The following is a 25,238-nucleotide window of genomic DNA, read 5'->3' on the forward strand; positions in this document are numbered from 1 at the left end:
CTCCCCGTGCAAAGAGAAGTTACACGGAACTGTCACATGGCTGATCGTCCCTCGCCAGTTGACGGCTTCTCTTGACGAGCCGGAGCAAAAATCGGGCTACTTCGCAGGCACCCCACCTTCCCACGCCGGCCAATCGGCGATGATTGCCTCGACCAATGGATTCCCGGCCAAATAGAGGTTCTGGACAGCCGGCACGAACCCGCCCTGCCTCTGGTAGTCAAGGAGATTGTCAACGTCGCTCCCTCCGCTAGGCGGTCGGTCGAAATCCGAACCCGACCTCAGCACGGCAACCCTTTGATCGTCGGCGAGGTCCGCGGCGGTGGCGCGTTTGAGAATCTCAAATGCAGCGTTGTCCTCCTGCTGGGTCGTGCAGTAGTGGCCAAGACCGTTCGTCAGCAGCTTCGTCCATGCCTCGGCTCGATCGCCCAGATGCGTGCCGGACCACCAGGTGTCGCCCGACAGGGTATCGCACGCGATGACAGAGGGTGGCTGGTTACCTGGCGCCGGATAAGCCGCGCGAGCCTTCTGCGCTTCGGCGCTGTCAGAGAGCTTCACGGAACGCGAGAGAGCGAATGCGCGCTGTAGCAAAGCGCCGTTAAGCTCAAACACCTCCGTCCGGTAATCGAGCGGCGGCTTCCCCGCGGGGTTTTTCGTATTGATCCCGAGATAGCCGGACGGCCAGTTCTTGGGTTTCTCCCTTGCATCCAACTCCCACTGAAGTCCCCAATCCACGAGATAGCGCGCCCAGGCGGCAGATCCGAGCGTTCCGTCCTTCGGGTTGATGCCGGCGATGCCAGCGATCAGCCAATAGCTGTGACGAAGATCGAACTGCCTTGAATAGACCAGGGCTGCAAGCGAGGCCGCCACGTTGGCATGCCCCATGCCGGTTGTGAGTTGGCAGACACTATCCTGGCCGCAATGCACCGCTGGATAGTCCGGAGATAGGCCCGGAACCGTGATCGTTTGCTTTAAGTCGCGATGGCTGAGCCACACTTCGCCCTCCGGTCCGAACATCGAGATGATCATGACCTTGACGGGAATAGGGGCGGCTGCGGCGCTCCGCCCGGCTCCCGTCGCGATGGCGACCGCCGTCATGATGCACCCAAACCACAATTTCAGCCGCATATGAACTCCTCGAAAACATCGGCGCGGATCATGAAGGAGGGGTGGTACGCGAAGCAAGCGGCCGGGCCGCCTAACCTGATCGGGAGGCCGTGTGGCCCTCATTGGCCTGGACGGCGGCTGGCACAGTACGAATGGTTGCGGGCGGCGGCGTTGCCCGCCTAGTGAGGTCTGCTCGCTGTGACCTTTCCGTCTACTGTCGAATCAATTTGGGATCGCTTCATGACGGCTTCCACGCACGCGACCGAGACCCTGCTATTCTCGGTTCTGCTTCAGTTGATCGTAATGATCGGCGTTGCGCGGCTCTTCAACAACCTGGCGCGAAGCCTCGGTCAGCCTGGCGTCATCGGGGAGATCGTCGCCGGCCTGGCCTTGGGTCCGTCGCTGTTCGGCCACTTCTTTCCGCAGACGGCCATAGCCCTGTTCGGCAGTAAGGCGGGTGCCCCGATCACCATCATTAGTCAGATCGGACTGATCCTGCTGATGTTCCAGATTGGCACCGCATTCGACTTCGCGCATCTGCGCTCAGGCCGGTATCGCGCCGCAACGGCCGCGGTGGCCGCGGCCTCGGTCACAGCCCCCTTGCTCCTAGGCTTCGGCTTCGGCTTCTTATCTGCTGGGACATTGGCGCCGGGAATTAACCCCGTTGTCTATAGCCTGTTCTGTGGTGTCGCCGTCGCCATCACCGCAGTCCCGATCCTGGGTCGCATTCTGAGGGAGTTCGGCCTGACGCGAGATGCGATCGGCGTCATCGCGATTTCGGCCGCGGCGATCAACGATGTGGTCGGCTGGCTGCTGCTCGCTTGCATATCGGCTTACGCGACTTCGCGGCTATCAGGCGAATTCTTGCTTTGGAAAGCAATCGCCATTGTGGCCGGCATTGCCCTCTTCTGGTTCCTGTTGCGGCCGCTAGTGGATTGGCTGCTGCGGGTCTTTCCCGTGCGGAATGGCGCATTGGCGCCAAACCTGATGGCCTTCGTGCTTTGCGTCATGTTCGCGCTGGGCTTGTTCACGAATAGAATCGGCATCTTCACGATCTTCGGTGGCTTCGCGGCAGGCCTAATGTTCCACCGTCACACGGATTTCGTGGAGGCCTGGCAGCAGCAAGTTGGACAATTCGTTTTGGTGTTCTTCCTGCCAGTCTTCTTCACCTTTACCGGCTTGCGTACTAACGTGCTCGGCCTCTCTTCCGTCTCTGACCTCGGCTGGCTGGCGGTCGTCCTCGTGATTTCGATCCTCGGCAAAATTCTGCCGGTCTACGCGGCGGCCCGCATATCCGGACTGAGCCATTGGCAATCGACTTTGCTTGGTTCGCTGATGAATACGCGAGCGTTGATGGAACTCATCGTGCTCAATATCGGCTATGACCTTGGCTTTTTGCCGCAGAAAGTCTTCACCATGCTGGTGATCATGGCCGTCGTGACAACCGTCATGACGGGTCCACTGCTGCAGCGACTGCTCCCACGCATCGGTCACGTGGTCCTGGAGCGCGTGCCCAGCTAAGTAGCGAACGCATAGCCAGAAAAAGTATTCGATGCGTTCCGGCTCTCGCCAGAACGCATCGGCTGTCCCTTATCGTCCCAGCCAGATCTTGACACGCGAGATATCGTCCTGGGTCAAACCATGGCCCGCTGGCAGCGTCTCGTGTCGGACTTCTGCGCCGGCCTCAGCGTAAATTGCCGCGAGCCGCGCGGCATTTTCCGCCGGCACGACGGGGTCGCGCGCGCCCGACAGAATGAGAACCGGCGTTCCCGCAAGCTTTGCCGGCGGGGCCTCGGCAAGCGGCACCATCGCCCGCAACAGTGCTGCTCCCGCTAGGACGCCCGGGTGAAGGAGCAGCACGGCAGCGGCGATATTCGCTCCATTCGAGAAGCCGATCCCTACCGGCGCCGAGACGCCATAGGCGTCACGCGCCTCGACGACGAAGGTGGCGAGGTCGGCCGCGCGCCGCCGCACATCCGCCTCGTCGAATACGCCCTCCGCTAGGCGGCGAAAGAAGCGCGGCATACCGCCTTCCAGGACCTGACCGCGCGGCGACAGCAAGGCTGCGCCGGGCGAGATGCGCTCGCCCAAGCCGAGAAGATCAGTCTCATCGCCCCCAGTGCCGTGCAGCAACAACAGCGGTGCCAGACCGGTGACCGCCGCCGGCTGGAACCGATGCACGAAGGACAGAGTAGTTTGTGACATGCGCGTCATTCCTTCTTCGCGCTATCAGCCTCGCTTCGCCTTCACGCTAGTACCGGCAACACCTTCTCGATCCGCGCCCGGTCCCGCTCAAGGAAGCTCGGCAACTTCAAAGCCTCCCCAAGAGAAGCGAGTGGCTCATCCACGGCGAAGCCAGGAATGTCGGTCGCGATCTCGAACAGCACGCCGCCGGGTTCGCGGAAATAGACGGAACGGAAGTAGCAACGATCGAGCTGCTCGGTCGTTCGGATTCCGTGGCTTTGGCTGAGCTTACGAACCATGGCGGCCTGCACCGCGTCATCGGCCGCGCGGAAGGCAACATGGTGCACGCTGCCACCGCCCATCCGGCCTGACGGGGCATTCTCGTCAGCCTGAAGATCAACGACACCGCCGAGACGCTCCGCGACGCGGAACCGCGTCCGGCCGTTCTCCTGACCTTCCTGGGTGAAGCCAAAGACGTCCCGCAGGATGCCAGCCGTCGCCTCTATGTCGCGCAGCAACAAGCTTATGCCGTGGAAACCGCGGATGGCATGCGCAGCAGGCACTCCGCCCGCGGCAAAGGCCGGTTCGTCCTCGATGCCATCGACCCCGACCAGGGCAAGGGACAGCCCATCCGGATCCTTGAAGGCCAGAACGGTTTCGCCGAAGCGAGCAACAGGGGCTTCATGCGGCGCGCCTGCCGCAACCAGCCGCTCCAGCCAGAAGCTGATGGCCGCACGAGGCACGCGAAACGCGGTTTCCTGCGTTTCACCTGAACCGGGCTTGCCCGGCGCCACATGATTCCAGGGGAAGAAGGTCAGGATTGTGCCAGGCTGGCCACCCTCGTCGCCGTAATAGAGGTGGTAGGTTCCAGGATCGTCGAAATTGACGGTCTTCTTGATCAGCCGGAGCCCAAGTGTTTCCGTATAGAAGCCAAGGTTGCGGCGAGCCGGGCCGCTGATCGCCGTGACATGGTGAAGGCCAACGCTTGTCATGTTGAGAATCTCCGTAGCGCATGGATGTTGAAGCCTCGCGCCACCGACAGAATGGGCCCTCTCAACAGACCCTAAAATAGAAACAATCGAAACTATTTGTTTCCAATTTGAGTTGATGCCGACTCCTTTGCCTCAGGCAGCATCCTCCACCTGATCAACCACTGCCCACGGCACGGTGGATAAGTGCCGCACCAGGAAGCCGACCAAAGCTGTTACGCGCTCAGGCCGCTGGCCGCCCGGCGGGCTGACCACGTTCACCGCGATGGGCGCCAAAGACCAGTCCGGCATCACGGCCTCCAGCCGCTGGGCCGCCAGATCTCGCCAAACGACGAATTCTGGTTGGATCGCGACTCCGAGACCGGCGAGCAGTGCGGGCATCAGAGCATCCGCATTATTGGCCCGTAGCGGCCCTGACGGCGTGACAACGAACTCCTCGCCGGACTCATGGAGGAATCGCCAACGGTCGCGCGTCGGCAGGTAGGCATAGCCGAGGCAAGCATGCGTTTCGAGGTCGCGAGGATGCTCGGGGCGTCCGGCGCGGTCGAAATAGCTCCTCGCGCCAACCAGATGCCGACGGACCTGACACAATCGCCTGACCTTGAGCGTCGAGTCTGGCAATGTCGCGATCCGCACGGCCAGATCAAAGCCGCCATCGATCAGATCGACTTGGTCGTCGCTTAGATGCAATTCGACAGAAACTTGCGGATAGGCTTCGAGGAACGACGGCAGCAGCGGTGCCACATGGGTTACGCCGAAGGACATTGGCACCGCGAAGTGCACGGTGCCGCGCGGCGTCGCGGATTCCGCAATCGCATCCGCTTCGGCCGACTGCCCAGCGGCTAGAATTCGCGCCGCGCCCTCAGACGCTCGGCGTCCGGCCTCCGTAAGAGAGAGGCGCCGCGTCGTCCGGTGAAACAAGGGTGTTGCGATGCGGGCCTCCAGACGAGCGATCGCTTTTGAGACTGTCGCCTTCGAAAGGCCGAGCTCGGTCGCGGCGCGACCAAAGGACTGCCGCTCCGCGACTTTCGAGAAGATTGCCCAGGCTTCGAAGTCTGGCAGCGTTCCCACGGTTTTCTCCCGCGCCCGGGTCGGATCTTATCGAGCGGAAGGCTTCGCCTCCTTCGCTCGCGCGATCAGGCGGTCAACTCCTGAATCTCGCGCACCATCGCCTCGGTCGTGACTTGCCTGCAGTATCCGCTATTCAACCGGAACGTCCAGTCGTGACGATCACGCGTCAGGGTCGCGCACGCATCGGTGACCGCGGTGACGAGATAGCCGAGATCGCAAGCATCGCGGATCGCGGAATCGATGCATTGATCGGTCAACATGCCAGCAATCATGAGCGAACGCACGCCGAGGTTACGCAAAATATAGTCAATATTGGTTGAGATGAAGACCGAGGATGAGGTTTTGGGAATCACCATCTCGTCCTCGACCGGAGCGATTTCGTCGAGAACGCGACCATCCCACGATCCGCGCGGAACATTGAAGCCGCTGACTTTGTAGTCGAGGCTGCGATCGCGCCCGTCCTTAGTCAGGCTTTCGATGACGGTATAGAGAACTTCGATGCCGGCCTTCCTACAGGCAAGCTGCAGTCGGCGCATATTGGGAACCGCGATCTCGCTCGCCGTACGGAAAAACTCGCCATACACCACGTCGCGTTGTGCGGCGGTCATCCCGCTATACTCGCCTCCGTCGCTCCGGGCGTTGTAGTTCTGGACATCGACAATCAGAAGAGCGGCGTGTGCCGGATCGATGGGAACTTCGCGACTGAGGGCATTTGATTCTGAGGGCGCACTCATACCTACCTCTTCAACATTGCTAATAGGACTGTACTACAGGCGATGAAATGCTGGCTTCGCGGGCTCAATAGACTTGCACGTATCGGTCGCATACGGCCTGCTCGCTCAGGCCCGCGAGCGCCTCCAGTTCGGAGCGCTTGAGCTGCACATAGGCGGCGTGCAGCCTCGGTCCCATCCATTCGCGCACCGTCTCAGAGGCTTCAAGTAGACTGATTGCGGCATCGAGCGATGTCGGCAGCCCCGATGTCTCTGCGTCACTATCGCCTGTGCCGTGGCCAGGGGGCGGAGCCTGCCGGGGCAGAGTCATCTTGCGTCGTATCCCTTCAAGCCCCGCATGAACGACGGCGCCGAGAGCCATATACGGGCTGCTGGTGGCATCCGCCACGCGATATTCCACGTTGAACTTGCGTGCGGCATCGGCTGCGGAACTTGGTGCGAATACGGGGCACAAGCGCAACGCGGCGCCGCGATCACCGTCGCGAAAGTCAATCTGCGTGGGCGCCCAGCGACCTGGAGTCAATCGATAGTAGGATGCGATCGAAGCAGCGGTAAGGGCGGTTATGGCGGGCAAGTGGCTCAGCACACCAGAGACAAAAGCGGATCCTATGTCGGAAAGACAGTGAGTTGAGGATGCATCCGGCATGACCGGGCGGCCCGCCTGATCGAGCAAGCTGAAATGGATATGGGTCCCGTTGCCTGTGCCGGTCGGTGTCATCATGGGGGCAAAGATGGCATCGTGGCCGAGCTGGTGTGCCACCGCGCGCGTAAGCTCGCGAACGATGACGGCTTCGTCCGCTGCCCGCAATCCAGGCTTTGGCCCAACTGTCACCTCGAATTGGCGCAGCCCATATTCCGGCAGAAAACTGTCGGGTATCACGCCGGCCGACCGAATCGCGCCCATCAGCGTTTCGCCGAAGACGCCCTGACCGCGAAACCGCCGGATACCGTAACTTGTCGGCAGTGCCTCATCGATACCAGTGTAGACGAACTCATGCTCGAACGCGGCGATCAGTTCGACCCCGGCTTCTTGCCGCAGCGCTGCCAGCCCTCGCTTCAAGAACTCGCGCGGGCAGCATTCCCAGGGAGTCCGGTCCATCGTCAGGAGATCGCCGAGGCAGAAGCGCTCGCCATCCTCATCTGAGAAAGCAATATCGACTAAACTGCTCGGATCCGGCACCAGCATCAAATCGCCAGCGGTTCCAAAAGACGTCGAGAATATCGGACCGAACGCCGACATCATGATGTTGCTATGCGTGTAGCCGACCCCCGTCGCTAGCCGCTGCTGCAAGTCCTCGACGGGAAATGCTTTTCCTCGCACCTGTCCGGAAAGATCGCAGGTCGCGACAAATATAAGCTTCTCCCGCCTCATTCCGTACTCCAAACTTCCATATGACCGGAGCACAGACATCGGCTGCGGCTGAAACGAGCGTCATGGACATGATACGCCATCCGTCGGCCCACATCCTGTCACAGCCCCTCTGCGAGGAGTCAACCGTTTCAGCGCCGCACGGGCAAGGGCTTGCCAACGCGCTCGGAGGAGGCGAAGCTTTGTCTGGCTTGTCTGCCGACAGTCGATCGGATCGCGTAACCGATGATCGAAGACCAGCGGCGCCTGTAAGCGATCCCGCTCGCGATGGAGATATCATGAAACTCGACACGATGAACTGGATGCAGGTCGAGAGCTATCTGCAGGCCGGCAATCGCTGCGTCGTGCCCTTGGGTAGTACGGAACAACATGCGCAGCTTAGCCTGTCTGTCGATAGCATACTCAGCGAGCGCGTCGCGGCCGAAGCCGCCGAACCTCTGGGCGTGCCGGTCTTCCCGGTTCTTGCCTATGGGATCACGCCCTATTTTCTGGCTTATCCGGGAACGGTGACGTTGCGGATGGAAACCTATCTGCGAGTGGTGCGGGATATTCTCGACAGTCTCGCCCGAGCCGGCTTTCGCCGCATCCTGCTGTGCAACGGCCATGGTGGCAATACACCGGCCGCGAGCTTGGCAACTGAATGGATGGTGGACAATCCCGGCTGCCGCGTTCGGTTCCATAGCTGGTGGAACGCGCCGCGAACCTTGGAAAAGGTGCAACAGACCGACCCGGTGGCGTCACATGCGTCCTGGATGGAAAATTTCCCCTGGACGCGGCTGCCTAATATGCGTGGGCCGGAGGAAGCCAAGCCAATGACCGATCTCGACCGGTTGAAGCTTTTGGACGCCGGCGAAGTGCGCGCGACGCTTGGTGACGGCAATTTCGGCGGCCGCTATCAGCGCAGCGATGAGGACATGCTGGCGATTTGGCAGGTCGCCGTCGAGGAGACCCGCGCCTTCATCGAAGGACCGTGGGAGTGAGGGGAGGGGTTCTTGCCGGACTAGCTGCTGTGTCGGCCACCGCCTGATGCACATCGGTTTCAAGGGGCGTCGCGCGGTGGTCACCGGGGCCGGGCATGGCATTGGTCGCGGCATTGCTCAGGCTTTCGCGGGCCTCGGCGCCGAGACCTTGGCGCTCGATATCAACGCTGAGGGCTTGCTGGAGACGGGGCGCTTCACGGCGACCGATGGCGGATCCCTGGTGACGGAAGTTCTGGACACAACCGATGTGGCCGCCACGCAGGCCATCATCCGCGCCTTCGGCAGGGTCGATATTCTCGTCTACAGCGCCGGCGGAGTGCGCGGCCAGGTCGGCAAGGCCGCTGAGGCGGTCACGCCGGAGGAATGGCAGTCGATCTTGGCCGTCAACTTGACGGGCGCCTTCGTGTCGGCCCAGGCGGTCATCCCGAGCATGAAGGCGGCGGGGAGGGGAAGGATAGTCACCATCTCCAGCGGCGCGGGTTTAGGGGTAAGCCTGACCGGCATCCAATCCTACGCCGCAGCCAAGGCCGGCGAGATCGGTTTGACCCGGCAATTGGCCCACGAACTCGGACCCTTCGGAATAACGGTGAACAGCGTCGCCCCCGGCTTCGTCCGCTCCAACCCGGCGAGTGAGCTTCAGTGGAAGGCCTACGGTCCGGAAGGCCAACGGCGGTTGATCGAAGGGATCGCCTTGCGGCGGCTGGGAAGCGTCGAGGACATCCTCAGCGCCGTGCTGTTCCTCGCAAGCGATTACGCGAGCTGGATCACTGGCCAGACACTGAGCGTCGACGGCGGTAAATGACGGCTCACGCGGTGGCGCGTCCAAGAGTTGAGGGTGACTTTTGTTGCGGCGGCTTGCCTGTTTTGTAAGCTCGCTGCCGCCAAATTAAACAGTCTTCGAGCACTTACTGGTTCGTCACAAAAGATCGGCCAGTATATCGTTTGACTCGCTTTGCGGCCTGCTTCTACCGTTAGCTTGGACGAAATGATCCGGGACGGACACTCATGAAGTCGATGCTGCTGCGAACCGCCCTGACCCTGGGCGCTCTCCTCACAACATCGGCCGCCTATGCGGCGCCGGTCACTGGTGGCACGCTGAATTTCGCGCGCAACGCCGACTCTCAGTTGCTGGATCCCGTCCTCAACAATGCAAATGTCGACATCTGGATCCTGACCAACCTCTACAGCACGCTGCTGCTGCCTTCCGCGGACGGTAAATCAGTTATACCTGGTTTGGCGACATCCTGGACGCCCTCGGCCGACGGCAAGACACTCACACTCAAACTGCGCCCTGGCGTAAAGTTCGCCGATGGAAGCCCGGTGACAACGGATGATATTATCTGGTCGCTGACAAGGGCGGTCGATCCGAAGAACGGCATCTGGAACTTCCTTCTCGCTTCCGTGGCGAGTGTGAAAGCGGAGGGCGACGACACGATTGTCCTCTCGCTGAAGAATCCCGATCCCAGCTTGCCCGCGGCACTGGCGACCTTCAATTCCGCGATCATGCCGCACAAGCTCTTCGAAGCCGCCAAGGGCGGGACCGATGCCGAAAAGGCCCAGAACTTTGCCGAGCACCCGATCGGCAGCGGGCCGTTCGTTCTGGCATCCTGGCAGCGCGGCAGCCACATGGTGCTGAAGCGGAATCCTTATTACTGGAAGAAGGATGAGGCCGGACAACAGTTGCCGTATCTCGACGAGGTCAATCTGACAGTCGTGCCAGATGACGCCACGCGCATCTTGCAGTTGAAAGCAGGGCAGATCGACGCAACCGAGTTTGTGCCATACGAGCGCGCGCATGAGTTGCAGGGCGACACCAATCTGACCATGGACCTCTTCCCCTCCACGCAAATCACCTATCTCCAGCTCAATGCCGACCCGAAGTTGAACGACGGCACACCGAACCCGCTTTCGAACGAGAAGGTGCGCCAGGCGCTGAATTACGCCATAAGCAAAAAGGCGGTGATTCAAGTCGTCACGCATGGCTTGGGTACGCCTATGCATTCCTTTATGCCGTCAACGACGCCGCTCTATGCGGATCTCGGTCCCGCCTACAGCTTTGACATGAAGAAGGCGAAGGCTCTGCTAACGGAGGCGGGCTTCCCGAATGGGTTTAGCCTGACAGCTTTCGCGCAGGCCGGCAAAGCGAACGATTCCTCGACACTCGCCACTTTGCAGCAGATGTGGGGGCAGTTGGGCGTGAAGCTCAGCATCCAGCAAATGGACCTGCCCACCATGGATGCGCGGCAGCACAAGAGCGACTACCAGATCCGCACCGCCTATTGGACGAACGACATCGCCGATCCGAACGAGATCACCTCCTATTTCGCTTATTTCCCCAATATCAGGAATCAGTTCAGCGGCTGGCAGGATGCCCGCACGGACAAGCTGTTCCTGCAGAGCCAGGTCGAACTCGACCCCGCCAAACGTGTCGCGGAATACAAAGAGCTGCAGCAAATTTACGTCGCCGGTGCGCCGATGTTCTTCCTTTATGAAAGCCCATTCGCCGCCGCCACGCGGAAAAACGTCATCGGCTTTCGGCAGAGCCCGCTCGGCAATGATATGTTCGAGGCGGCGTATATCGAGAAGTAAATCGGGGTCGCGTTATGCTCGCGAGGATCCCTGGACGGCTGTTGCAAATCATCCCGACGCTCATACTGATTGGCGTCGTCGTCTTTGTCTTGCTTCGGCTCCTGCCGGGCGATCCGGCCAGCGCTTTGCTCGGCAATCGGGCAACACCTGAATCGCTAGCCCGCATCAACGCCCAGATGGGCTTCGACAAGCCTATCTGGGTGCAGTTTCTCCTGTTCCTCGGGCGCCTGGCTCATGGCGATCTAGGCGTCTCGGTCACTGAGCGCATTCCTGTGACGCGGGTCATTTTGCAACGGCTCCCTGTTACTCTGTGTCTGGTAGGTTTTGCCGCCGTGATCGCGCTTGTGCTGGCGCTACCTTTGGCCTTTGTTGCCGCTCTGCGACAGAACCGCTTGCCCGATTTGGCGCTGCGCGGGCTGTTCCAGATCGGCTTGTCTTCGCCTGTCTTCTACATCGGGCTTCTCCTGCTGGGTTTCCTCGGCGCGCGCCTGCATTGGTTTCCTGTTGGCGGTCTCGGTCAGGGCTTCTGGGGCGCCGTTTATCACCTCATCCTGCCGGCCTTTACCCTGGCCTTGAGTTTGGCGGCGGTGCTGATGCGCAACCTGAGAAGTGCGATCATCGGTGTGCTGCGGGCGGACTACGTCGATTTCGCGCGCGCGAAAGGGATTACTCCCTGGCGCGTGCTCACGGGTCACGTTCTGCGCAACTCGCTCATCACCACGGTCGCGCTCTTCGGCTTGAATATCGGCGTGTTGCTCGGGAATTCCGTCATAACGGAGAACGTCTTCGCGGTGCCGGGTATCGGTGGGTTGCTTGTCGACGCGATCTTTGGCCGCGACTACCCTGTCGTACAGGGAGTAACACTGGTCCTCGCCGTGTTGGTTTCCCTGGTTTTCCTCGCGACTGATCTCATGGAAAGCTGGCTTGATCCGCGGCTGCACGCATGAGCAGCACGGTGCCAACTCTGTCCGTCGCGCCAGCGACTGAGCCACGCCGTGTTTGGAAAAGACCGCCCTCCGCCTTCATCCTGGGCGCAATCATCACCGCCGGCTTCCTGCTGGCTGCCATTGCTCCCGGCCTCCTCGCTCCCTACGACCCGCTCGCTTTCGATTACGACAATCTGCAGGTGGGGCCCGGCGCGGCGCACTGGTTCGGAACCGACAATTTTGGCCGAGATGTGCTGTCCCGCATCATATGGGCCTCGCGGATCGACATCCAGATCGCATTGTTTTGCACGATCCCGCCTTTGCTGATCGGCACTGCCGTCGGCTCTCTCGTCGGCTACTATGGCGGCATCGCGGATACGATCTTCGGCCGCATCGTCGATCTGGTCATCACCTTTCCGTTCATCGTGTTGGTGATCGCCATTGTGGCTGTGCTGGGTCCGGGCTTGGTGAACGTGTACATCGCCGTCACCAGCGTCGGCTGGGTTTTCTACGCCAGGCTCGTGCGGTCCCAGGTGATGGTTTTGCGCCAGGCGGATTTCGCCGCGGCCGGGCAGGTGATGGGCTATAGCGCAGCCAGGATCATCTTTCGCCACCTGCTGCCGAATGCCATGACGGCGGTCATCGTCTATTGGATGACCGACATGGCGCTCGACATCCTGCTCGGCTCCAGCCTCGGCTATCTTGGCCTCGGCGCACAGCCACCTACGGCGGAATGGGGCGTGCTGGTGTCCGACGGCAAGAACTTCATGGACACTGCCTGGTGGATGACGGTGTTCCCCGGCGCCGCCATCGTCGTCTGCGGCACCGGCCTGAGCCTGCTCGGCGATGGCGTCGCTGATCTGCTCGCGGTGCGCCGATGAGAGCGCCGCTGCTCTTGCTACGCGGGCTGCAAACGACTCTTGCGACCGACAACGGCGCTCTCACGGTGGTCGATGGTGTGGATCTCGACGTCAGGGAGGGTGAAATCCTCGGCCTTGTCGGGGAATCCGGCTCCGGCAAGAGCATGACGCTGCGATCGATCCTGCGGTTGATCCGGCCGCCAGGTCGAGTCTCCGGCGAGATCCTGTGGCGTGGGCGTGACCTCGTGCCGCTGCGCGAACCGGAGATGCGCGCCATCCGCGGCCGGGAGATCGGAATGATCTTCCAGGAGCCAATGACCGCGCTCAACCCCGTGTTGAGCGTGGGGCGTCAGATTCTGGAAAATCTTCGCGCGCACACGGATCTCGGGCGTACGGCCCGACGCAACCGTACGGTTGAACTTCTGGATCTGGTCGGCATCCCGGCGGCCGCGCAGAGAGTGAACGATTACCCTCACCAGTTTTCCGGCGGCATGCGGCAACGCGCGATGATTGCGATCGCGCTTGCCTCCAATCCTTCGCTTCTGCTGGCGGATGAACCGACAACCGCGCTCGACGTCACGATCCAGGACCAGATCCTCAAACTTCTGCTGCGGCTGCGCGAAACACTCGGCATGGCGGTGATCCTCGTGACCCATGATCTCGGCGTGGTCGCGCAGAGCTGTGACCGCGTGGCGGTTATGTATGCCGGGCGTGTCGCGGAAATCGGAGAAGTGTCGGCGGTTTTCGCGGCACCTAGGCACGCCTATACCCTCGGGTTGCTGCAGTCGGTGCCGGATGCGCGGCGGATCCGGCAGGCGCTGCGGCCAATCGGCGGAGCACCACCGCCTCCGGGCACAGTCGGCGACCGCTGCGCCTTTATCCCACGATGCGACTTCGCGACCGCCGCCTGCGAGGTGAGGCGGCCGCCCCTGATCTCGATCGGCGGCGGTAGGCTGGCCGCCTGCGTCCATGGTGATCGCTTGCAGCAAGCGGAATGGGCGGCGTGATGATGGACACTGGCCTTCTGCCCGTTCTATCGACCGAAGCTGCACCGTCGTCGCCGGGAGCGCCGCTGCTGGTCGTCGAGAAGCTTACTAAAACCTTTCCACGCAGGCAATCGCTCCGCAGCCTGATCCGTGGCGAGCCGCGCAAGCGTGTGCATGCCTTGTCGGATGTCGATCTCACCATTCACCGCGGCGAAACGCTCGGCATTGTCGGCGAGAGCGGCTGCGGCAAGTCGACACTCGCGCGTTGCCTGGTTCGCCTCTATCGTACTGATTCTGGGCGCATCGCTTACGCCGGCTTGGATGTCGGAAGCCTGAAGGGTGCGGATCTGCGCCGCTTCAACCGCCGCGTTCAGATGGTGTTCCAGGACCCCTATGGCTCGCTGAATCCACGCATGACGGTGCGCGCTACCTTGGCGGAGGCGTTGTCCGTTCACCGAATGCGCCCGCCTCGCGAGATTGAAGGTCGTATCAACGAGCTGATGGATCTCGTGCATTTGCCGCGCGGTGCCGCACGCCGCCGGCCCCATGAGTTCAGCGGCGGTCAGCGCCAACGCATCGGCATCGCGCGCGCATTGGCTCTGGAACCTGATTGCCTGGTCGCGGACGAGTTGGTCTCGGCGCTGGACGTGTCAGTCCAGGCGCAGATGGTAAACCTGTTGCTGGAGTTGCAGCAACGCTTGCAACTCACCGTGCTATTCATCGCGCACGACCTGCGTCTGGTCCGTCATTTGTCGCATCGCGTCGCCGTCATGTATCTCGGCCGCGTCGTTGAACTGGCCGAAACCGAGGCGTTGTTTACCCGCCCCCGTCATCCCTATACGCAGGCACTTCTGAAGGCCGCACCGGAACTAGACCCCAGGCTTCGCAGCACTTCGGACGCCGTCCGGGGCGAACTTCCCAGCCCGGTGAACCCACCGCCGGGTTGCCCATTTCATACGCGCTGCCCGGACGCTATCGCGCTTTGCATGACCGTTCGTCCGGAACTCAAGCCGCTGCTTGACGGCCGCCTGGCTGCCTGCCACATCGCCGCTGCGGAGGATGGGCTGGCAGCCCTCTAGACGGACCAACCTGCTAGTGGAGCTCGGCCGGAAACACCGTCTCATGCGTTGCGACGTAAGCCTCGCCTGCGGTCGTGACCCAGCCACGGTACATGCCCATGGTATTGTAGGGCGCCACCACCCGGCCCGCGTAGTCGATGGCCACGAGCCCCGCGCCGATCCCATGCGCTGACAGATCCACCATGATGATCTTTGTGGCCGCGGTCCCAAGATCCTCCTTGAGATACGCCATCCGGCTGGCGAGCTCGTGCCCGACCACGTGGCGAATGAAATACTCGCCGGCGCCAGTGCCGGAAACGGCGCAAGCGCCATCACGGGCATAGGTCCCTGCCCCAATAATCGGCGAGTCACCCACCCGACCGACAGGCTTATCGGTGAAGCCTCCGGTGGAGGTGGCGGCGGCCAAATGGCCTGCGGAGTCGAGCGCGACGGCTCCGACAGTCCCATGTTTCTCGGCTTCGCTCGCTGTCGCCGCCGTTCCGGATGCTCGCCGCGCCTTCATGGCTGTGAGAGCCTGCCGCTGACGCTCGATGATGAAAAATTCGGGATCAACAATCTCAAGCCCATGCGTTTCTGCAAACCGATCGGCTGCGGGTCCCGTCATCATGACGGTACGGCCCTCGTCCATGAGCGCGCGCGCGAGCCTCACGGGGTTGCGGCAACGCTCCACGGCGCTCACCGCGCCGGCCCTCAGCGTCGCGCCATCCATGATCGCGGCATCGAGCGAGGCTTTTCCGGCAGTAGTCAGCGCGGCGCCCCGACCCGCGTTGAAATAGGGCGACTCCTCCATCGAAACGACCGCCGCCTCGACCGCCGCGACGGCCCGGCCGTCTTCGCGCAGCACGCGCCATCCGGCCCGCAGCGCCAAGGCCAAGTCAGACCGTGCGGCGGCCCAGTCGGACTCGCTAAGTTCCTGCTTGGGCATTACACCACAGCCACCGTGTATGCCGAGCGCGATGGAGCCCATACCGATATTCCTTCTGTAGCAATGTGAGGTCGCGGAGAGAACAATACCGGGCAGGGAGCCGGCAACTGACCTTAGCAGGACGCAGCTTACCTACACGGAAAGGGCGAAGATGATGTCTGAGGACTGGTTCGAGGTCCGATGTGTGGCGCCGGACCTTTGGATGATTGCCGAGCCCCTGCATGTGGTGAGCTGGCTCTATATCGGCAGCGAGCGTGCGGCGCTGCTTGACACCGGAACGGGCATTGCGCCGATCGCGCCTATCGTCGCAAGTCTCACGGATCGTCCTGTCGTCGTGGTGAATACCCATTACCATTTTGACCACATCGGCAACAACCCGGCCTTCAAGGAGCGGCTGGCTTCGGTGGCGAGTGGCCCACTAATGCGTCTTCCTGCCTCCCGGCAGTTGCTGGACCGATACTTGCGGACCTATGACGGCTTTATCGCCGAGGCGCGGGAGCGAATCCAGGTCGATCCTGATGCCTTTGCGATGGCGCCCGAGACCCAGCCCCGCGAATTTCCCCTGACGTTCAACTCCGAGGAGTGGCGGCCGGGCAGCATCGCGGCCACCGGACTTCTGCGTGACGGTAACGAAATTGACCTCGGCGACCGCCGGCTGCGCGTCATCGACACGCCGGGCCATAGCCCCGACGGAATTTGTCTTGTCGACGCCGAGCGGGGGGTGCTGTTCGCGGGGGACACGCTTACCGAAGGCCCTCTCTACGTCCATTATGATGAGTCGTCAGCGGCGAGTCTTTTGGCCTCGACGCTTCGGCTCTTCAAGCTGGCCGGCGATCTGCGAGTGATCTGCTGCGGCCATGTCGCGCGGGCGGTGGCGGAGGTAAGCTTGATCGATGACACGATCGCGGCTCTGCGGGCCGTGCTGGATGGTCGGGCAGATTGCCGCGAGACTTCCGACGTATTTGGCTATCCAATCTTTGAAGCACGCTTCGGACGCGTCTGGATCACCCAGTCTACCGGCGCGGCCACATCGTTTCGGCTTTATGACGGGGAGCCCGTAGAGTGATTCTCGCTTTGAGGGATCAAGAAGCGGTTCCGGCGCGTGACGCGACGTGGCCCCGAAGCTGGCAAAGTGCCGAGGTTCATCTATGACCGATGCGAAATACCCTCAGCCACTCGATGCAGCGTTGACCCCCCGCTTTGCCGGGCTCTCGACCTTCATGCGCCTGCCCGTCTTCTCCAGCGCCGCGGAGCTGGATGTGGCGCTGGTAGGCGTGCCCTTCGATGGAGGCACCACCAACCGGCCCGGCGCCCGGCATGGACCGCGCGAGATTCGCAACCAATCGAGCCTCATTCGCCGCACGCATCACGAGTCGGGCATCTCTCCATATGACCGCATTCGTGTCGGCGATTTAGGCGATGCGCCGGTCAACCCAATTGATCTTCTGGATTCCCTCTCACGCATCGAGGGCTTCTTCAGGGAGATCGCAGCGCAGGGTGCGATTCCAATCTCGGCTGGCGGCGACCATCTGATGACATTGCCGATCCTGCGCGGCTTAGTGAAAACCGTGCCTGTAGGACTCATCCAATTCGATGCCCATTCCGACACCAACGACACGTATTTCGGGAACAACCCCTATACTCACGGTTCGCCCTTTCGCCGCGCCATCGAAGAGGGTTTGCTCGACGGCCGGCGAATTGTGCAGATCGGCATCCGAGGTTCGATCTACCACCCGACGGATTTCGATTATGCTCGCTCGCAAGGCATTCGCATCATCTTTGTCGAGGAGGTCGAGGCGCGCGGCGTCGATGCCGTCATGGCGGAGGCTTGCGCAATCCTGGGCGAAGGGCCGATCTACGTGACCTTTGATATCGATTGTCTCGACCCATCCTTCGCGGTCGGCACCGGCACGCCGGAGATCGGCGGCCTCACGACGCGAGAGGCCCAGCGGATGTTGCGTCTTCTGCACCCTCTACACATCACTGGCGCGGATGTGGTCGAGGTGTCGCCGCCCTTCGACCCGTCCGGCCTCACCGCTCTAACCGGAGCGACGATGATGTTCGAGCTGCTCTGCGCCATCGCGGGAGGCCCAGCCTTCAGCGGTAGAGCGTGAACCTGTCCTGGAAAGCAAACCTGCAGCCTAACCGCATGGGCACGCATTATTCACGCTGGAAATCGTAGGCTTGGCTATCAGTCAGCAATAGGTGGAGCACATCGAGTTTCGCGGTTTTATCCGCTTGGAACTGGACAAAGCCGGCGGGCGAAGGACCGCTATTCGCCACCAACGCGGCGAATTGTCCTGTGGGCATGAGACTAGCGGTAAAGACATCGCCGTTCCAAGGCGCAAGCCTTAGCTTTGCCCCGGTCGCCGCTAACTCCATGACCAAGCCATCGCCTTCCACGCTGACCATTACCTTGCCGATGCCGGGGTTGGCGAAAGAGCCAACCAGCGGCGCAAGTGGCGGCGAAGGTGCTGGCGTTAAGGGATTCGCGAATTGCTGGGCGTCCTTATCATAGCTCGCGGTCGCGCGTTTGATCGTCGCTGCCAGGTAGTCGGTCTCGGGATTGCCGAGCACGCGGTCGAGGATCCAGGCACCAAGCCCGTCCGGGAAACCCACATTGCCTTCGTTGCTGAGGACGATGACCCCGACGTTCCTGTCGGGCGCCAAGCCCATAAACGCTCCAAAGCTCGGTGTGCCCCCATTGTGCCAGACGACGGTGCCATTCGTCGTTTGTTGGATGATCCAACCCATCGCGTAGGAGATCTTCTCGGTTATCGCGACCTTCGGCGTATGGGTTACCGCTAGATTTTCGGGCGAGACGATGGAACGTCCCGCGAAGGCGCCATGGCCAAGTTGAAACCGGATCCAGCGCGACATGTCCTCGACATTGGAGTTGATGTCGCCCGCACCATCGTAGGAATAGGGGAATATCTGGGTGAAGGGCACCTCGACCGTGCCCTGCGGCGTCCAGCGATAGCCGGCAGCGTGATTGGACGCGCGTTCCATCGCGGCAGCGGTGTAGGACGTGTCGCTCATCGTCAAGGGATCGAGGAGCTCTTTCTGGAGCACGGCATTCCAGTCGGCTGCACCGGCAGCCTTTGCGACAATGCGGCCCGCTAGCAAATGGGTAATATTGGTATAGGCGAAGGTCGAGCGGAAGCTCGATACGGGTTCGACATAGCGTAGGGAGTGGATCAACGCCGTCTCATCCAGACCCAAAAAAGACAGGCCATCATTCGCATAGGGCGGGAGGCCCGAACGCTGGGCGAGAAGATCGAAAACTCTGAACTCCCTGGTGACCCAGGCATCCTTCAACTGGAACTCCGGGTCGAGGTCGGTCACACGATCATCCCAATGCAACTTGCCACGATCGACCATCAAAGCCAGGGTTGTCGCGAGAAAGCTTTTGGTTGCCGACCCGATCTGAAAAAGAGTTTGTGAATCGACTGGGACTCCACCGATCTTGCTGCGGACGCCGAAGCCTTTGGCATAGATGAGCTTGTCATCGACGACGATGCCGATTGCAAGGCCAGGACAGTCGAAGGACTTCATACCGTTCGTGGCATAGGCCTCGACATTCGGGACCATCGCTTGCACACGCGCCTCGATCGTCGGTTGCGTCGCCGGGTCGTCCGCCGCCCATGCCTGGTTCACAAGAGCCGGACTCCCAAGCACCAATCCCATGAGGAGGACGGAAATTGAAGCGGAACGAGATGGGCGCGGCTTCTGAGTTGCCTCGCTTGCATTCTTGCCCAAGGCGACGATCATGATGCCGCTGTCCCCAATAAGATTTCTATCATTTTGCCCTGATGAATAGAGAGGGATGCGCCTGAGCGGCAAGACTCTTTTTTAAAAACGGCCGTCAGCCTATCGCTTCTGAATCCGCGATCGCGCCACTTCCCCCTCGACTTCGAGCTGAGATGCCGGTCTCGCCGTGAGGGCTGTCGAACCTTACTGCGGCTGACGTTGAAACTGGAGGAGAGGTCGACTTCCCGTGAAGCCGGTCGCCACGCTGACAGCTATCGGCCCGGATTGCGCGCATAAGAAACGCCCGCGACACGTCTTTCTCGTCGTCCCTGAATTGACCCGTCTCCGCTTGATCGGAGGGTGGGCTGGAGTGTCAGATGCAAGTGGCTCGCGTTTCCTCGAGCAGCCTAGAAGCCGCGAGCCGCCACGCCGTCCGAGGAGCCTGTTGATGGCTAAGACACGTTACTCGATCGTTCAGGTGCTGGCGCAGGCATTCCGCGGCCAGCGTGGCTGGGCGCCTGTCTGGCGTGACGCTGAGCCTAAGGCGCAATACGATGTCATCATCGTGGGCGGTGGGGGCCATGGGCTTGCGACCGCCTGGTATCTCGCCAGCCAGCACGGCATCACCAATGTCGCGGTCGTGGAAAAAGGCTATCTCGGCAGCGGCAATGTCGGCCGCAACACCACGATCATCCGTTCAAACTACCTGCTGCCGGGCAACGTTCCGTTCTACGAGCATTCCCTGAAACTTTGGGAAGGGCTTGAGCAGGACATCAATTACAACGCGATGGTTAGCCAGCGAGGTGTGCTCAACCTTTGCCACTCCGATGCTCAGCGCGATGCCTATGCACGGCGCGGCAATGCGATGCGCCTGCATGGGGTGGATGCGGAGTTGCTCGACCGTGACGCGGTCAGGCGGATGTATCCTTTCTTCGACTACGATAGCGCAAGATTCCCTATTGTAGGTGGCCTGCTGCAACCGCGTGGGGGCTCGGTGCGACACGATGCGGTGGCTTGGGGCTACGCCAGGGCGGCGGACCAGCGTGGTGTCGATCTTATCCAGAATTGCGAGGTCACCGGCATCCGGGTGGAAGGCGGTCGCGCCGTCGGAGTCGAGACAGGGCGCGGCTTCATCGGAGCGGGCAAAATCGGCCTGGCCTGCGCGGGCAATTCCTCCCGCGTCGCTGCTATGGCCGGGTTGCGATTGCCGATCGAGAGCCATGTTTTGCAGGCCTTCGTATCAGAAGGACTAAAACCCTTTTTCGACGGTGTGGTGACTTACGGGGCCGGGCACTTCTACGTCAGCCAGTCGGACAAAGGCGGCCTGGTCTTCGGTGGCGATATCGACGGCTATAATTCCTACGCGCAGCGCGGCAATCTTCCGGTCGTCGAAGATGTTTGCGAGAGCGGCATGGCTCTGATGCCCGGCATGGGCCGGCTGCGCGTGCTGCGACAATGGGGTGGCATTATGGATATGTCGATGGATGGTAGCCCCATCATCGATCGCACTCCCGTAGATGGCCTCTATCTCAATGCGGGCTGGTGCTATGGCGGCTTCAAGGCAACGCCAGCATCGGGCTGGTGCTTTGCGCATCTTATCGCGCGGGATGAGCCACACGAAGTCGCCAAGGCTCTTCGCTTAGATCGCTTCGCACAGGGGTATCCCATCGACGAACGAGGCGCCGGCGCTCAGCCGAACCTTCACTGAGGAGCGGAGCAATCATGCGGATCATCTGCCCCCTCTGCGGCGAGCGTGGCGCTGAGGAGTTTGTCTATCATGGCGACGCCACCGTGCGGCGCCCACACCCGGATAGCTCGGCCGAAACCTGGAATGCCTATGTCCATTTGCGGGACAATCCGGCCGGCCGACACAGCGAACTTTGGTATCATGCGGCGGGTTGCCACGCCTGGTTGGTGGTGGAGCGAGATGTGAGAACGCATGAGATATTCGCGGTAACTCTCGCGCAGGACGTCGCGCTGGCCCGCCGTCCGGTGACCGCGTGATGTCGACTGCCTCAGAAACATTTCCGCGCGAAATCGCGGCGCCTGCCGCCGCTGTCTCCACGAGACCGGCACAGCCGTTCCGGCTTGCCGAGGCAGCCGGAGTCGACAGGAAAAACCTGCTGGATTTCACCTTCGACGGACAGCGCTATAGTGGCCACTCCGGCGATACTTTGGCCTCCGCTTTGCTGGCCAGCGGCGTCCGGCTCGTCGGCCGTTCGTTCAAATATCACCGGCCACGCGGCATACTTTCCGCCGGTCCGGAAGAGCCCAATGCGATAGTCGAGCTGCGCGATGGCGCGCGGCGAGAGCCCAATACCCGCGCGACGGTCGCGGAACTGTTCCAGGGTTTGACTGCAACCAGCCAGAACCGCTGGCCGTCCTTGCGGTTCGACGTGATGGGCGTGAATCAGTTTGTGGCGCCGATTCTCGCGGCGGGCTTCTACTACAAAACCTTTATGTGGCCGGCATCCTTCTGGGAGAAGGTCTACGAGCCACTGATCCGCCGCGCGGCTGGCTTGGGTCGAGCCTCAGGCTCGCACGATCCGGATCACTATGAGAAGACCACTACTCATTGCGACGTGCTGGTGATCGGCGCCGGTCCCGCTGGTTTGATGGCGGCGCTGGCCGCGGTGCGGGCAGGGGCGCGCGTGGTATTGTGCGAGGAGGATTTCCTGCTCGGCGGCCGTCTCCTCTCTGAGCGTCGCATGATCGGCAACCGCTCCGCTCTCGAGTGGCTGCGCGAGGCCGAGGCGGAACTGCGAGCCGCCCCGGAGTGCCGCATTCTGCGACGAACCAGCGTCTTCGGCGTATTCGACGGCGCCTACGGCGCGGTGGAACGCGTCGGCGACCATCTGCCTGTTCCGCCGATGTTCCAGCCGCGCCAGCGCCTTTGGCGCATTATCGCCAAGCGGCATGTGCTGTGTGCCGGTTCCCTTGAGAGACCGCTGGTCTTCGGAGACAACGACCGTCCCGGCGTGATGCTGGCGGGCGCCGTTCGCACCTACGTCAACCGCTTCGGCGTGGCGCCGGGCCGGCGGGCCGTCGTCTTCGCCAATAATGACGATGCTGCGCGCACAGTCGCCGATCTCGCCGCCGCAGGTGTCGCGGTGGCGGCGCTGGTGGATGCGAGAGCCGAGGTAACGCCCGAGATAAGCCGCATAGCCGAAGCAGCGGGCGCAAAACTACTTGCTGGAGCTCGGATCACCGAAACACGCGGCCGACTGGCGTTACGGGGTGCGGTGGTTACCGATGCGGCGGGGACGCGCCACAACTTCGATTGCGATCTGCTCGCCATGTCGGGCGGCTGGAGCCCGACGGTGCATCTCACCTCGCACCACGGCGGAAAGCCGGTCTGGAGCGAAGCCAAGGCCGCCTTCCTGCCGCCGTCGCACCTGCCGCCCGGCATGGCGGTGGCTGGCGCAGCGACGGGTGACCCGCTGCTTGCCGACTGCCTCGCCTCCGGCGCGCAGGCCGGGGCGGAGGCGGCGCGGCTGGCTGGTTTCCAGACGAGCCTTCCAGCCATTCCCGAGACGGATGGCGAAAGCGCAGAGTTGCAGCCGCTGTGGCGGGTGCGGGGCGGAAAGGGCAAGGCCTTCGTCGATTTCCAGAACGATGTGGCCGCGAGCGATGTCGCCCTGGCGCAGCGCGAGGGCTTCCGGGCGGTTGAGCACCTCAAGCGCTACACCACGCTCGGCATGGCGACCGATCAGGGCAAGACCTCAAACGTCAACGGCCTGGCTCTGATGGCGGAGTTTAACGAGCGGACCATCGCCCAAACCGGCACCACCACCTTCCGGCCACCTTATACTCCAGTCTCCGTCGGCGTACTGGCAGGTCGGCACCGAGGCCACGAGTTCAGGCCGACACGCCTCACGCCAACGCATGATTGGGCGACGGAGCAAGGCGCTGTCTTCGTGGAGACCGGACCGTGGCTGCGCGCGCAATATTTCCCGCGTCCCGGAGAGGCGGATTGGCTGGTGACCGCAACGCGCGAGGCCCGCGCCGTACGTGAGGCAGTAGGGCTCTGCGACGTGAGCACGCTGGGGAAGATCGACATTCAAGGTCCGGATGCCGCGGTGCTGCTGGACCGCGTTTACGCCAACAACTTCGCGTCCTTGCCGATTGGTCGCGTGCGCTATGGCGTAATGCTGCGTGAAGATGGGTTCGTGATGGATGACGGCACGACCGCTCGCCTGGCCGGCGACCGGTTCCTCATGACCACGACGACGGCTAATGCCGTGAGCGTTTCACGGCACCTCGATTTCTGCAGCCAGTGGTTATGGCCTGAATTGGACGTGCAGATGATTTCGGTCACCGAGCAATGGGCGCAAATCGCGGTGGCGGGGCCGCGGTCGCGTGCGGTGATCGAAGGTGTCGTGGATGCGGGCTTCGACATCTCCAATGCCGCTTTCCCTTACATGAGCTGTGCCGAGCTGACGATCTGCGGCGGTCTCAAGGCGCGTCTCTTCCGCATCTCATTCTCCGGTGAACTGGCCTACGAACTCGCGGTGCCGGCTCGTTATGGTGATGCCCTGATGCGCCGCCTGATGGAGATCGGAAAACCGCTCGGCGTCACACCCTATGGCATCGAGGCGCTAGGCGTGTTGCGCGTTGAGAAGGGACATCCGGCCGGCAATGAGCTGAGCGGCCAAACCACCGCCGCGGATATTGGCCTCGGCCGCATGATGTCAAAGACGAAGGATTTCATCGGCAAGGCCATGGCGCAGCGCGCTGGGCTCACGGCCACCGATCGGCCGGTGCTGGTCGGCATTCGTCCTTGGGACCGCGCCGCGCGACTTCGAGCGGGGGCGCATTTTCTCGCCAGGAACGTGGAGAATCTTGCTGCCAATGACGAGGGCTATGTGACCTCCGTGGCCTATTCCCCCGCTCTTGGTCATTGGATCGGCCTTGGCCTGTTGCAGCGCGGGACTGAGCGTCTTGGCGAAGTCGTCCGGGCTTATGACCCTGTGCGAGGCGGCGATCTGGAAGTTGAGATTGTGTCCCCAGTCCTTGTTGATCCAACGGGAGACCGCCTCCGTGGTTGAAATCGGCCTTCTGTCCCGCTCGCCTTTGGCGGCTGTCCTTCAGCCCGGGCACTACGGCCAACCCGGCCAGGATGGCCTTGTCGTGCAGGAACGAACCGGGTTGCACATTGTCAACCTCGCCGCGAGACGCGGACAGGGGGGCGCTCTCGCGGTCGCGGTGCAGAGGTCCTGGGGCCTCGAACTGCCGACGACCCCACGACGCGCCGGGGACGGGCGGCTTGCCTTCCTCTGGTCGGGCGGTGCCCAATGGCTCGCCATCGCCGAGGGCACGGGCGACCTGGAATTGAGCCTCAAGGATCGTCTCGGTAGCCTCGCCTCGCTGACCGACCAGAGTGACGGCCGGTCGGTTCTGCGCCTAAGCGGTTCACGCACTCGCGAAACCCTCGCCAAGGGCTTGGCGATCGACCTCCATCCGCGCGCCTTCACTCCGGGGGACACCGCGCTCACCTTGGCCGGCCATATCGGTGTGCAGATCTGGCAACTGGACGACACGCCAAGCTATGAGATCGCCGTCGCACGCGGCTACGCGGGCTCGCTCATCGGCTGGCTGCTTCCCGCCGGCGAAGAGTTTGGGATCACGGTGTTGCCTCCTGGGTGAGGGCAGCCCGGCGTGACAGGCTTCGCGCGGCGTGGTCTATCGATCCGTG

General features: G+C 62.2%; 22 protein-coding genes. 14 read left to right on the plus strand and 8 right to left on the minus strand.

Annotated elements, in window-relative coordinates; all coding sequences use genetic code 11:
* Window positions 1-96: 96 nt before the first annotated feature.
* On the minus strand, window positions 97-1,125 hold the full coding sequence (locus GSQ83_RS24030; protein WP_158805401.1) for a purine nucleoside permease: 1,029 nt from the start codon (window positions 1,123-1,125) through the stop codon (window positions 97-99).
* A gap of 219 nt (window positions 1,126-1,344) precedes the next feature.
* On the opposite strand from GSQ83_RS24030, the gene GSQ83_RS24035 reads away from it, so the two are divergent.
* Window positions 1,345-2,625 carry a cation:proton antiporter gene (locus GSQ83_RS24035; protein WP_158805402.1) on the plus strand — a complete coding sequence of 427 codons (1,281 nt, stop codon included), beginning with the start codon at window positions 1,345-1,347 and terminating at the stop codon, window positions 2,623-2,625.
* Between the two features lie 69 nt (window positions 2,626-2,694).
* Here the strand turns inward: GSQ83_RS24035 and GSQ83_RS24040 are convergent, their stop codons facing one another.
* The 5 genes from GSQ83_RS24040 to GSQ83_RS24060 all read right to left on the minus strand — a co-directional run bounded on the left by GSQ83_RS24040 (window position 2,695) and on the right by GSQ83_RS24060 (window position 7,451).
* Window positions 2,695-3,309: an alpha/beta hydrolase gene (locus tag GSQ83_RS24040; protein ID WP_158805403.1), complete on the minus strand. Its 615-nt coding sequence runs from the start codon at window positions 3,307-3,309 to the stop codon at window positions 2,695-2,697.
* 41 nt (window positions 3,310-3,350) lie between these two features.
* Window positions 3,351-4,280, minus strand: coding sequence for a ring-cleaving dioxygenase (locus GSQ83_RS24045; RefSeq protein WP_158805404.1), 930 nt, complete (start codon window positions 4,278-4,280; stop codon window positions 3,351-3,353).
* Window positions 4,281-4,412: 132 nt separating this feature from the next.
* Complete coding sequence (locus GSQ83_RS24050) at window positions 4,413-5,348, minus strand: LysR family transcriptional regulator (RefSeq protein ID WP_158805405.1); 936 nt, start codon at window positions 5,346-5,348, stop codon at window positions 4,413-4,415.
* A 65-nt stretch (window positions 5,349-5,413) separates the two neighbouring features.
* Window positions 5,414-6,082: an isochorismatase family cysteine hydrolase gene (locus GSQ83_RS24055; protein WP_158805406.1), complete on the minus strand. Its 669-nt coding sequence runs from the start codon at window positions 6,080-6,082 to the stop codon at window positions 5,414-5,416.
* A 64-nt stretch (window positions 6,083-6,146) separates the two neighbouring features.
* Window positions 6,147-7,451: a glutamine synthetase family protein gene (locus tag GSQ83_RS24060; RefSeq protein ID WP_158805407.1), complete on the minus strand. Its 1,305-nt coding sequence runs from the start codon at window positions 7,449-7,451 to the stop codon at window positions 6,147-6,149.
* 275 nt (window positions 7,452-7,726) lie between these two features.
* Between GSQ83_RS24060 and GSQ83_RS24065 the strand changes: the two genes are divergently transcribed.
* The 7 genes from GSQ83_RS24065 to GSQ83_RS24095 all read left to right on the plus strand — a co-directional run bounded on the left by GSQ83_RS24065 (window position 7,727) and on the right by GSQ83_RS24095 (window position 14,868).
* Window positions 7,727-8,428 carry a creatininase family protein gene (locus GSQ83_RS24065; RefSeq protein ID WP_158805408.1) on the plus strand — a complete coding sequence of 234 codons (702 nt, stop codon included), beginning with the start codon at window positions 7,727-7,729 and terminating at the stop codon, window positions 8,426-8,428.
* A gap of 46 nt (window positions 8,429-8,474) precedes the next feature.
* A complete protein-coding gene (locus tag GSQ83_RS24070) occupies window positions 8,475-9,230 on the plus strand; it encodes an SDR family NAD(P)-dependent oxidoreductase (RefSeq protein ID WP_158805409.1) in 756 nt (251 codons plus the stop codon).
* A gap of 203 nt (window positions 9,231-9,433) precedes the next feature.
* Window positions 9,434-11,017 (plus strand): ABC transporter substrate-binding protein, encoded by a 1,584-nt coding sequence (locus GSQ83_RS24075; RefSeq protein WP_158805410.1) that lies wholly within the window; start codon window positions 9,434-9,436, stop codon window positions 11,015-11,017.
* A 14-nt stretch (window positions 11,018-11,031) separates the two neighbouring features.
* A complete protein-coding gene (locus tag GSQ83_RS24080) occupies window positions 11,032-11,964 on the plus strand; it encodes an ABC transporter permease (RefSeq protein WP_158805411.1) in 933 nt (310 codons plus the stop codon).
* On the plus strand, window positions 11,961-12,824 hold the full coding sequence (locus GSQ83_RS24085) for an ABC transporter permease (RefSeq protein WP_158805412.1): 864 nt from the start codon (window positions 11,961-11,963) through the stop codon (window positions 12,822-12,824). Before GSQ83_RS24080 ends, GSQ83_RS24085 begins: the two co-directional genes overlap by 4 nt.
* On the plus strand, window positions 12,821-13,810 hold the full coding sequence (locus GSQ83_RS24090) for an ABC transporter ATP-binding protein (protein ID WP_158805413.1): 990 nt from the start codon (window positions 12,821-12,823) through the stop codon (window positions 13,808-13,810). The genes GSQ83_RS24085 and GSQ83_RS24090 overlap by 4 nt, the downstream gene beginning before the upstream one ends.
* Window positions 13,810-14,868: an ABC transporter ATP-binding protein gene (locus GSQ83_RS24095; protein WP_254065877.1), complete on the plus strand. Its 1,059-nt coding sequence runs from the start codon at window positions 13,810-13,812 to the stop codon at window positions 14,866-14,868. The genes GSQ83_RS24090 and GSQ83_RS24095 overlap by 1 nt, the downstream gene beginning before the upstream one ends.
* A 13-nt stretch (window positions 14,869-14,881) precedes the next feature.
* On the opposite strand, the gene GSQ83_RS24100 is transcribed toward GSQ83_RS24095, so the two are convergent.
* A complete protein-coding gene (locus GSQ83_RS24100; protein WP_158805414.1) occupies window positions 14,882-15,835 on the minus strand; it encodes an isoaspartyl peptidase/L-asparaginase family protein in 954 nt (317 codons plus the stop codon).
* A 109-nt stretch (window positions 15,836-15,944) separates the two neighbouring features.
* Here GSQ83_RS24100 and GSQ83_RS24105 point away from each other — a divergent pair, with 109 nt between their 5' ends.
* Both GSQ83_RS24105 and speB read left to right on the plus strand, forming a co-directional pair.
* On the plus strand, window positions 15,945-16,859 hold the full coding sequence (locus tag GSQ83_RS24105; RefSeq protein WP_216850545.1) for an MBL fold metallo-hydrolase: 915 nt from the start codon (window positions 15,945-15,947) through the stop codon (window positions 16,857-16,859).
* An 82-nt stretch (window positions 16,860-16,941) separates the two neighbouring features.
* Complete coding sequence (speB, locus tag GSQ83_RS24110; RefSeq protein ID WP_158805416.1) at window positions 16,942-17,907, plus strand: agmatinase; 966 nt, start codon at window positions 16,942-16,944, stop codon at window positions 17,905-17,907.
* A gap of 46 nt (window positions 17,908-17,953) precedes the next feature.
* On the opposite strand, the gene GSQ83_RS24115 is transcribed toward speB, so the two are convergent.
* The gene (locus GSQ83_RS24115) at window positions 17,954-19,564 is read right to left on the minus strand and encodes a serine hydrolase (protein ID WP_158805417.1); all 1,611 of its coding nucleotides are present in this window, start codon (window positions 19,562-19,564) and stop codon (window positions 17,954-17,956) included.
* Window positions 19,565-19,991: 427 nt separating this feature from the next.
* On the opposite strand from GSQ83_RS24115, the gene GSQ83_RS24120 reads away from it, so the two are divergent.
* Genes GSQ83_RS24120 through GSQ83_RS24135 form a run of 4 tightly spaced genes read left to right on the plus strand, consistent with a single transcriptional unit; the run spans window position 19,992 to window position 25,189 of the window.
* Window positions 19,992-21,251 carry a sarcosine oxidase subunit beta family protein gene (locus tag GSQ83_RS24120; RefSeq protein ID WP_158805418.1) on the plus strand — a complete coding sequence of 420 codons (1,260 nt, stop codon included), beginning with the start codon at window positions 19,992-19,994 and terminating at the stop codon, window positions 21,249-21,251.
* A 14-nt stretch (window positions 21,252-21,265) separates the two neighbouring features.
* Window positions 21,266-21,547, plus strand: a complete 282-nt coding sequence (locus tag GSQ83_RS24125) for a sarcosine oxidase subunit delta (protein ID WP_158805419.1) — start codon at window positions 21,266-21,268, stop codon at window positions 21,545-21,547.
* A complete protein-coding gene (locus tag GSQ83_RS24130; protein WP_158805420.1) occupies window positions 21,547-24,591 on the plus strand; it encodes a sarcosine oxidase subunit alpha family protein in 3,045 nt (1,014 codons plus the stop codon). Before GSQ83_RS24125 ends, GSQ83_RS24130 begins: the two co-directional genes overlap by 1 nt.
* Complete coding sequence (locus GSQ83_RS24135) at window positions 24,584-25,189, plus strand: sarcosine oxidase subunit gamma (protein WP_216850546.1); 606 nt, start codon at window positions 24,584-24,586, stop codon at window positions 25,187-25,189. The genes GSQ83_RS24130 and GSQ83_RS24135 overlap by 8 nt, the downstream gene beginning before the upstream one ends.
* Window positions 25,190-25,238: the final 49 nt, after the last annotated feature.

This window comes from Acidisoma sp. L85 (assembly GCF_009765865.1).
Lineage (GTDB): Bacteria > Pseudomonadota > Alphaproteobacteria > Acetobacterales > Acetobacteraceae > Acidisoma.

What these genes read in the sequence shown, in the direction of transcription:
- GSQ83_RS24030 (WP_158805401.1), bottom strand. Translation starts at nt 1,125, where the DNA reads ATGCGGCTGAAATTGTGGTTTGGGTGCATCATGACGGCGGTCGCCATC.
- GSQ83_RS24035 (WP_158805402.1), top strand. Translation starts at nt 1,345, where the DNA reads ATGACGGCTTCCACGCACGCGACCGAGACCCTGCTATTCTCGGTTCTG.
- GSQ83_RS24040 (WP_158805403.1), bottom strand. Translation starts at nt 3,309, where the DNA reads ATGTCACAAACTACTCTGTCCTTCGTGCATCGGTTCCAGCCGGCGGCG.
- GSQ83_RS24045 (WP_158805404.1), bottom strand. Translation starts at nt 4,280, where the DNA reads ATGACAAGCGTTGGCCTTCACCATGTCACGGCGATCAGCGGCCCGGCT.
- GSQ83_RS24055 (WP_158805406.1), bottom strand. Translation starts at nt 6,082, where the DNA reads ATGAGTGCGCCCTCAGAATCAAATGCCCTCAGTCGCGAAGTTCCCATC.
- GSQ83_RS24060 (WP_158805407.1), bottom strand. Translation starts at nt 7,451, where the DNA reads ATGAGGCGGGAGAAGCTTATATTTGTCGCGACCTGCGATCTTTCCGGA.
- GSQ83_RS24065 (WP_158805408.1), top strand. Translation starts at nt 7,727, where the DNA reads ATGAAACTCGACACGATGAACTGGATGCAGGTCGAGAGCTATCTGCAG.
- GSQ83_RS24070 (WP_158805409.1), top strand. Translation starts at nt 8,475, where the DNA reads ATGCACATCGGTTTCAAGGGGCGTCGCGCGGTGGTCACCGGGGCCGGG.
- GSQ83_RS24075 (WP_158805410.1), top strand. Translation starts at nt 9,434, where the DNA reads ATGAAGTCGATGCTGCTGCGAACCGCCCTGACCCTGGGCGCTCTCCTC.
- GSQ83_RS24080 (WP_158805411.1), top strand. Translation starts at nt 11,032, where the DNA reads ATGCTCGCGAGGATCCCTGGACGGCTGTTGCAAATCATCCCGACGCTC.
- GSQ83_RS24085 (WP_158805412.1), top strand. Translation starts at nt 11,961, where the DNA reads ATGAGCAGCACGGTGCCAACTCTGTCCGTCGCGCCAGCGACTGAGCCA.
- GSQ83_RS24090 (WP_158805413.1), top strand. Translation starts at nt 12,821, where the DNA reads ATGAGAGCGCCGCTGCTCTTGCTACGCGGGCTGCAAACGACTCTTGCG.
- GSQ83_RS24095 (WP_254065877.1), top strand. Translation starts at nt 13,810, where the DNA reads ATGATGGACACTGGCCTTCTGCCCGTTCTATCGACCGAAGCTGCACCG.
- GSQ83_RS24100 (WP_158805414.1), bottom strand. Translation starts at nt 15,835, where the DNA reads ATGGGCTCCATCGCGCTCGGCATACACGGTGGCTGTGGTGTAATGCCC.
- GSQ83_RS24105 (WP_216850545.1), top strand. Translation starts at nt 15,945, where the DNA reads ATGATGTCTGAGGACTGGTTCGAGGTCCGATGTGTGGCGCCGGACCTT.
- speB (WP_158805416.1), top strand. Translation starts at nt 16,942, where the DNA reads ATGACCGATGCGAAATACCCTCAGCCACTCGATGCAGCGTTGACCCCC.
- GSQ83_RS24115 (WP_158805417.1), bottom strand. Translation starts at nt 19,564, where the DNA reads ATGATCGTCGCCTTGGGCAAGAATGCAAGCGAGGCAACTCAGAAGCCG.
- GSQ83_RS24120 (WP_158805418.1), top strand. Translation starts at nt 19,992, where the DNA reads ATGGCTAAGACACGTTACTCGATCGTTCAGGTGCTGGCGCAGGCATTC.
- GSQ83_RS24125 (WP_158805419.1), top strand. Translation starts at nt 21,266, where the DNA reads ATGCGGATCATCTGCCCCCTCTGCGGCGAGCGTGGCGCTGAGGAGTTT.
- GSQ83_RS24130 (WP_158805420.1), top strand. Translation starts at nt 21,547, where the DNA reads ATGTCGACTGCCTCAGAAACATTTCCGCGCGAAATCGCGGCGCCTGCC.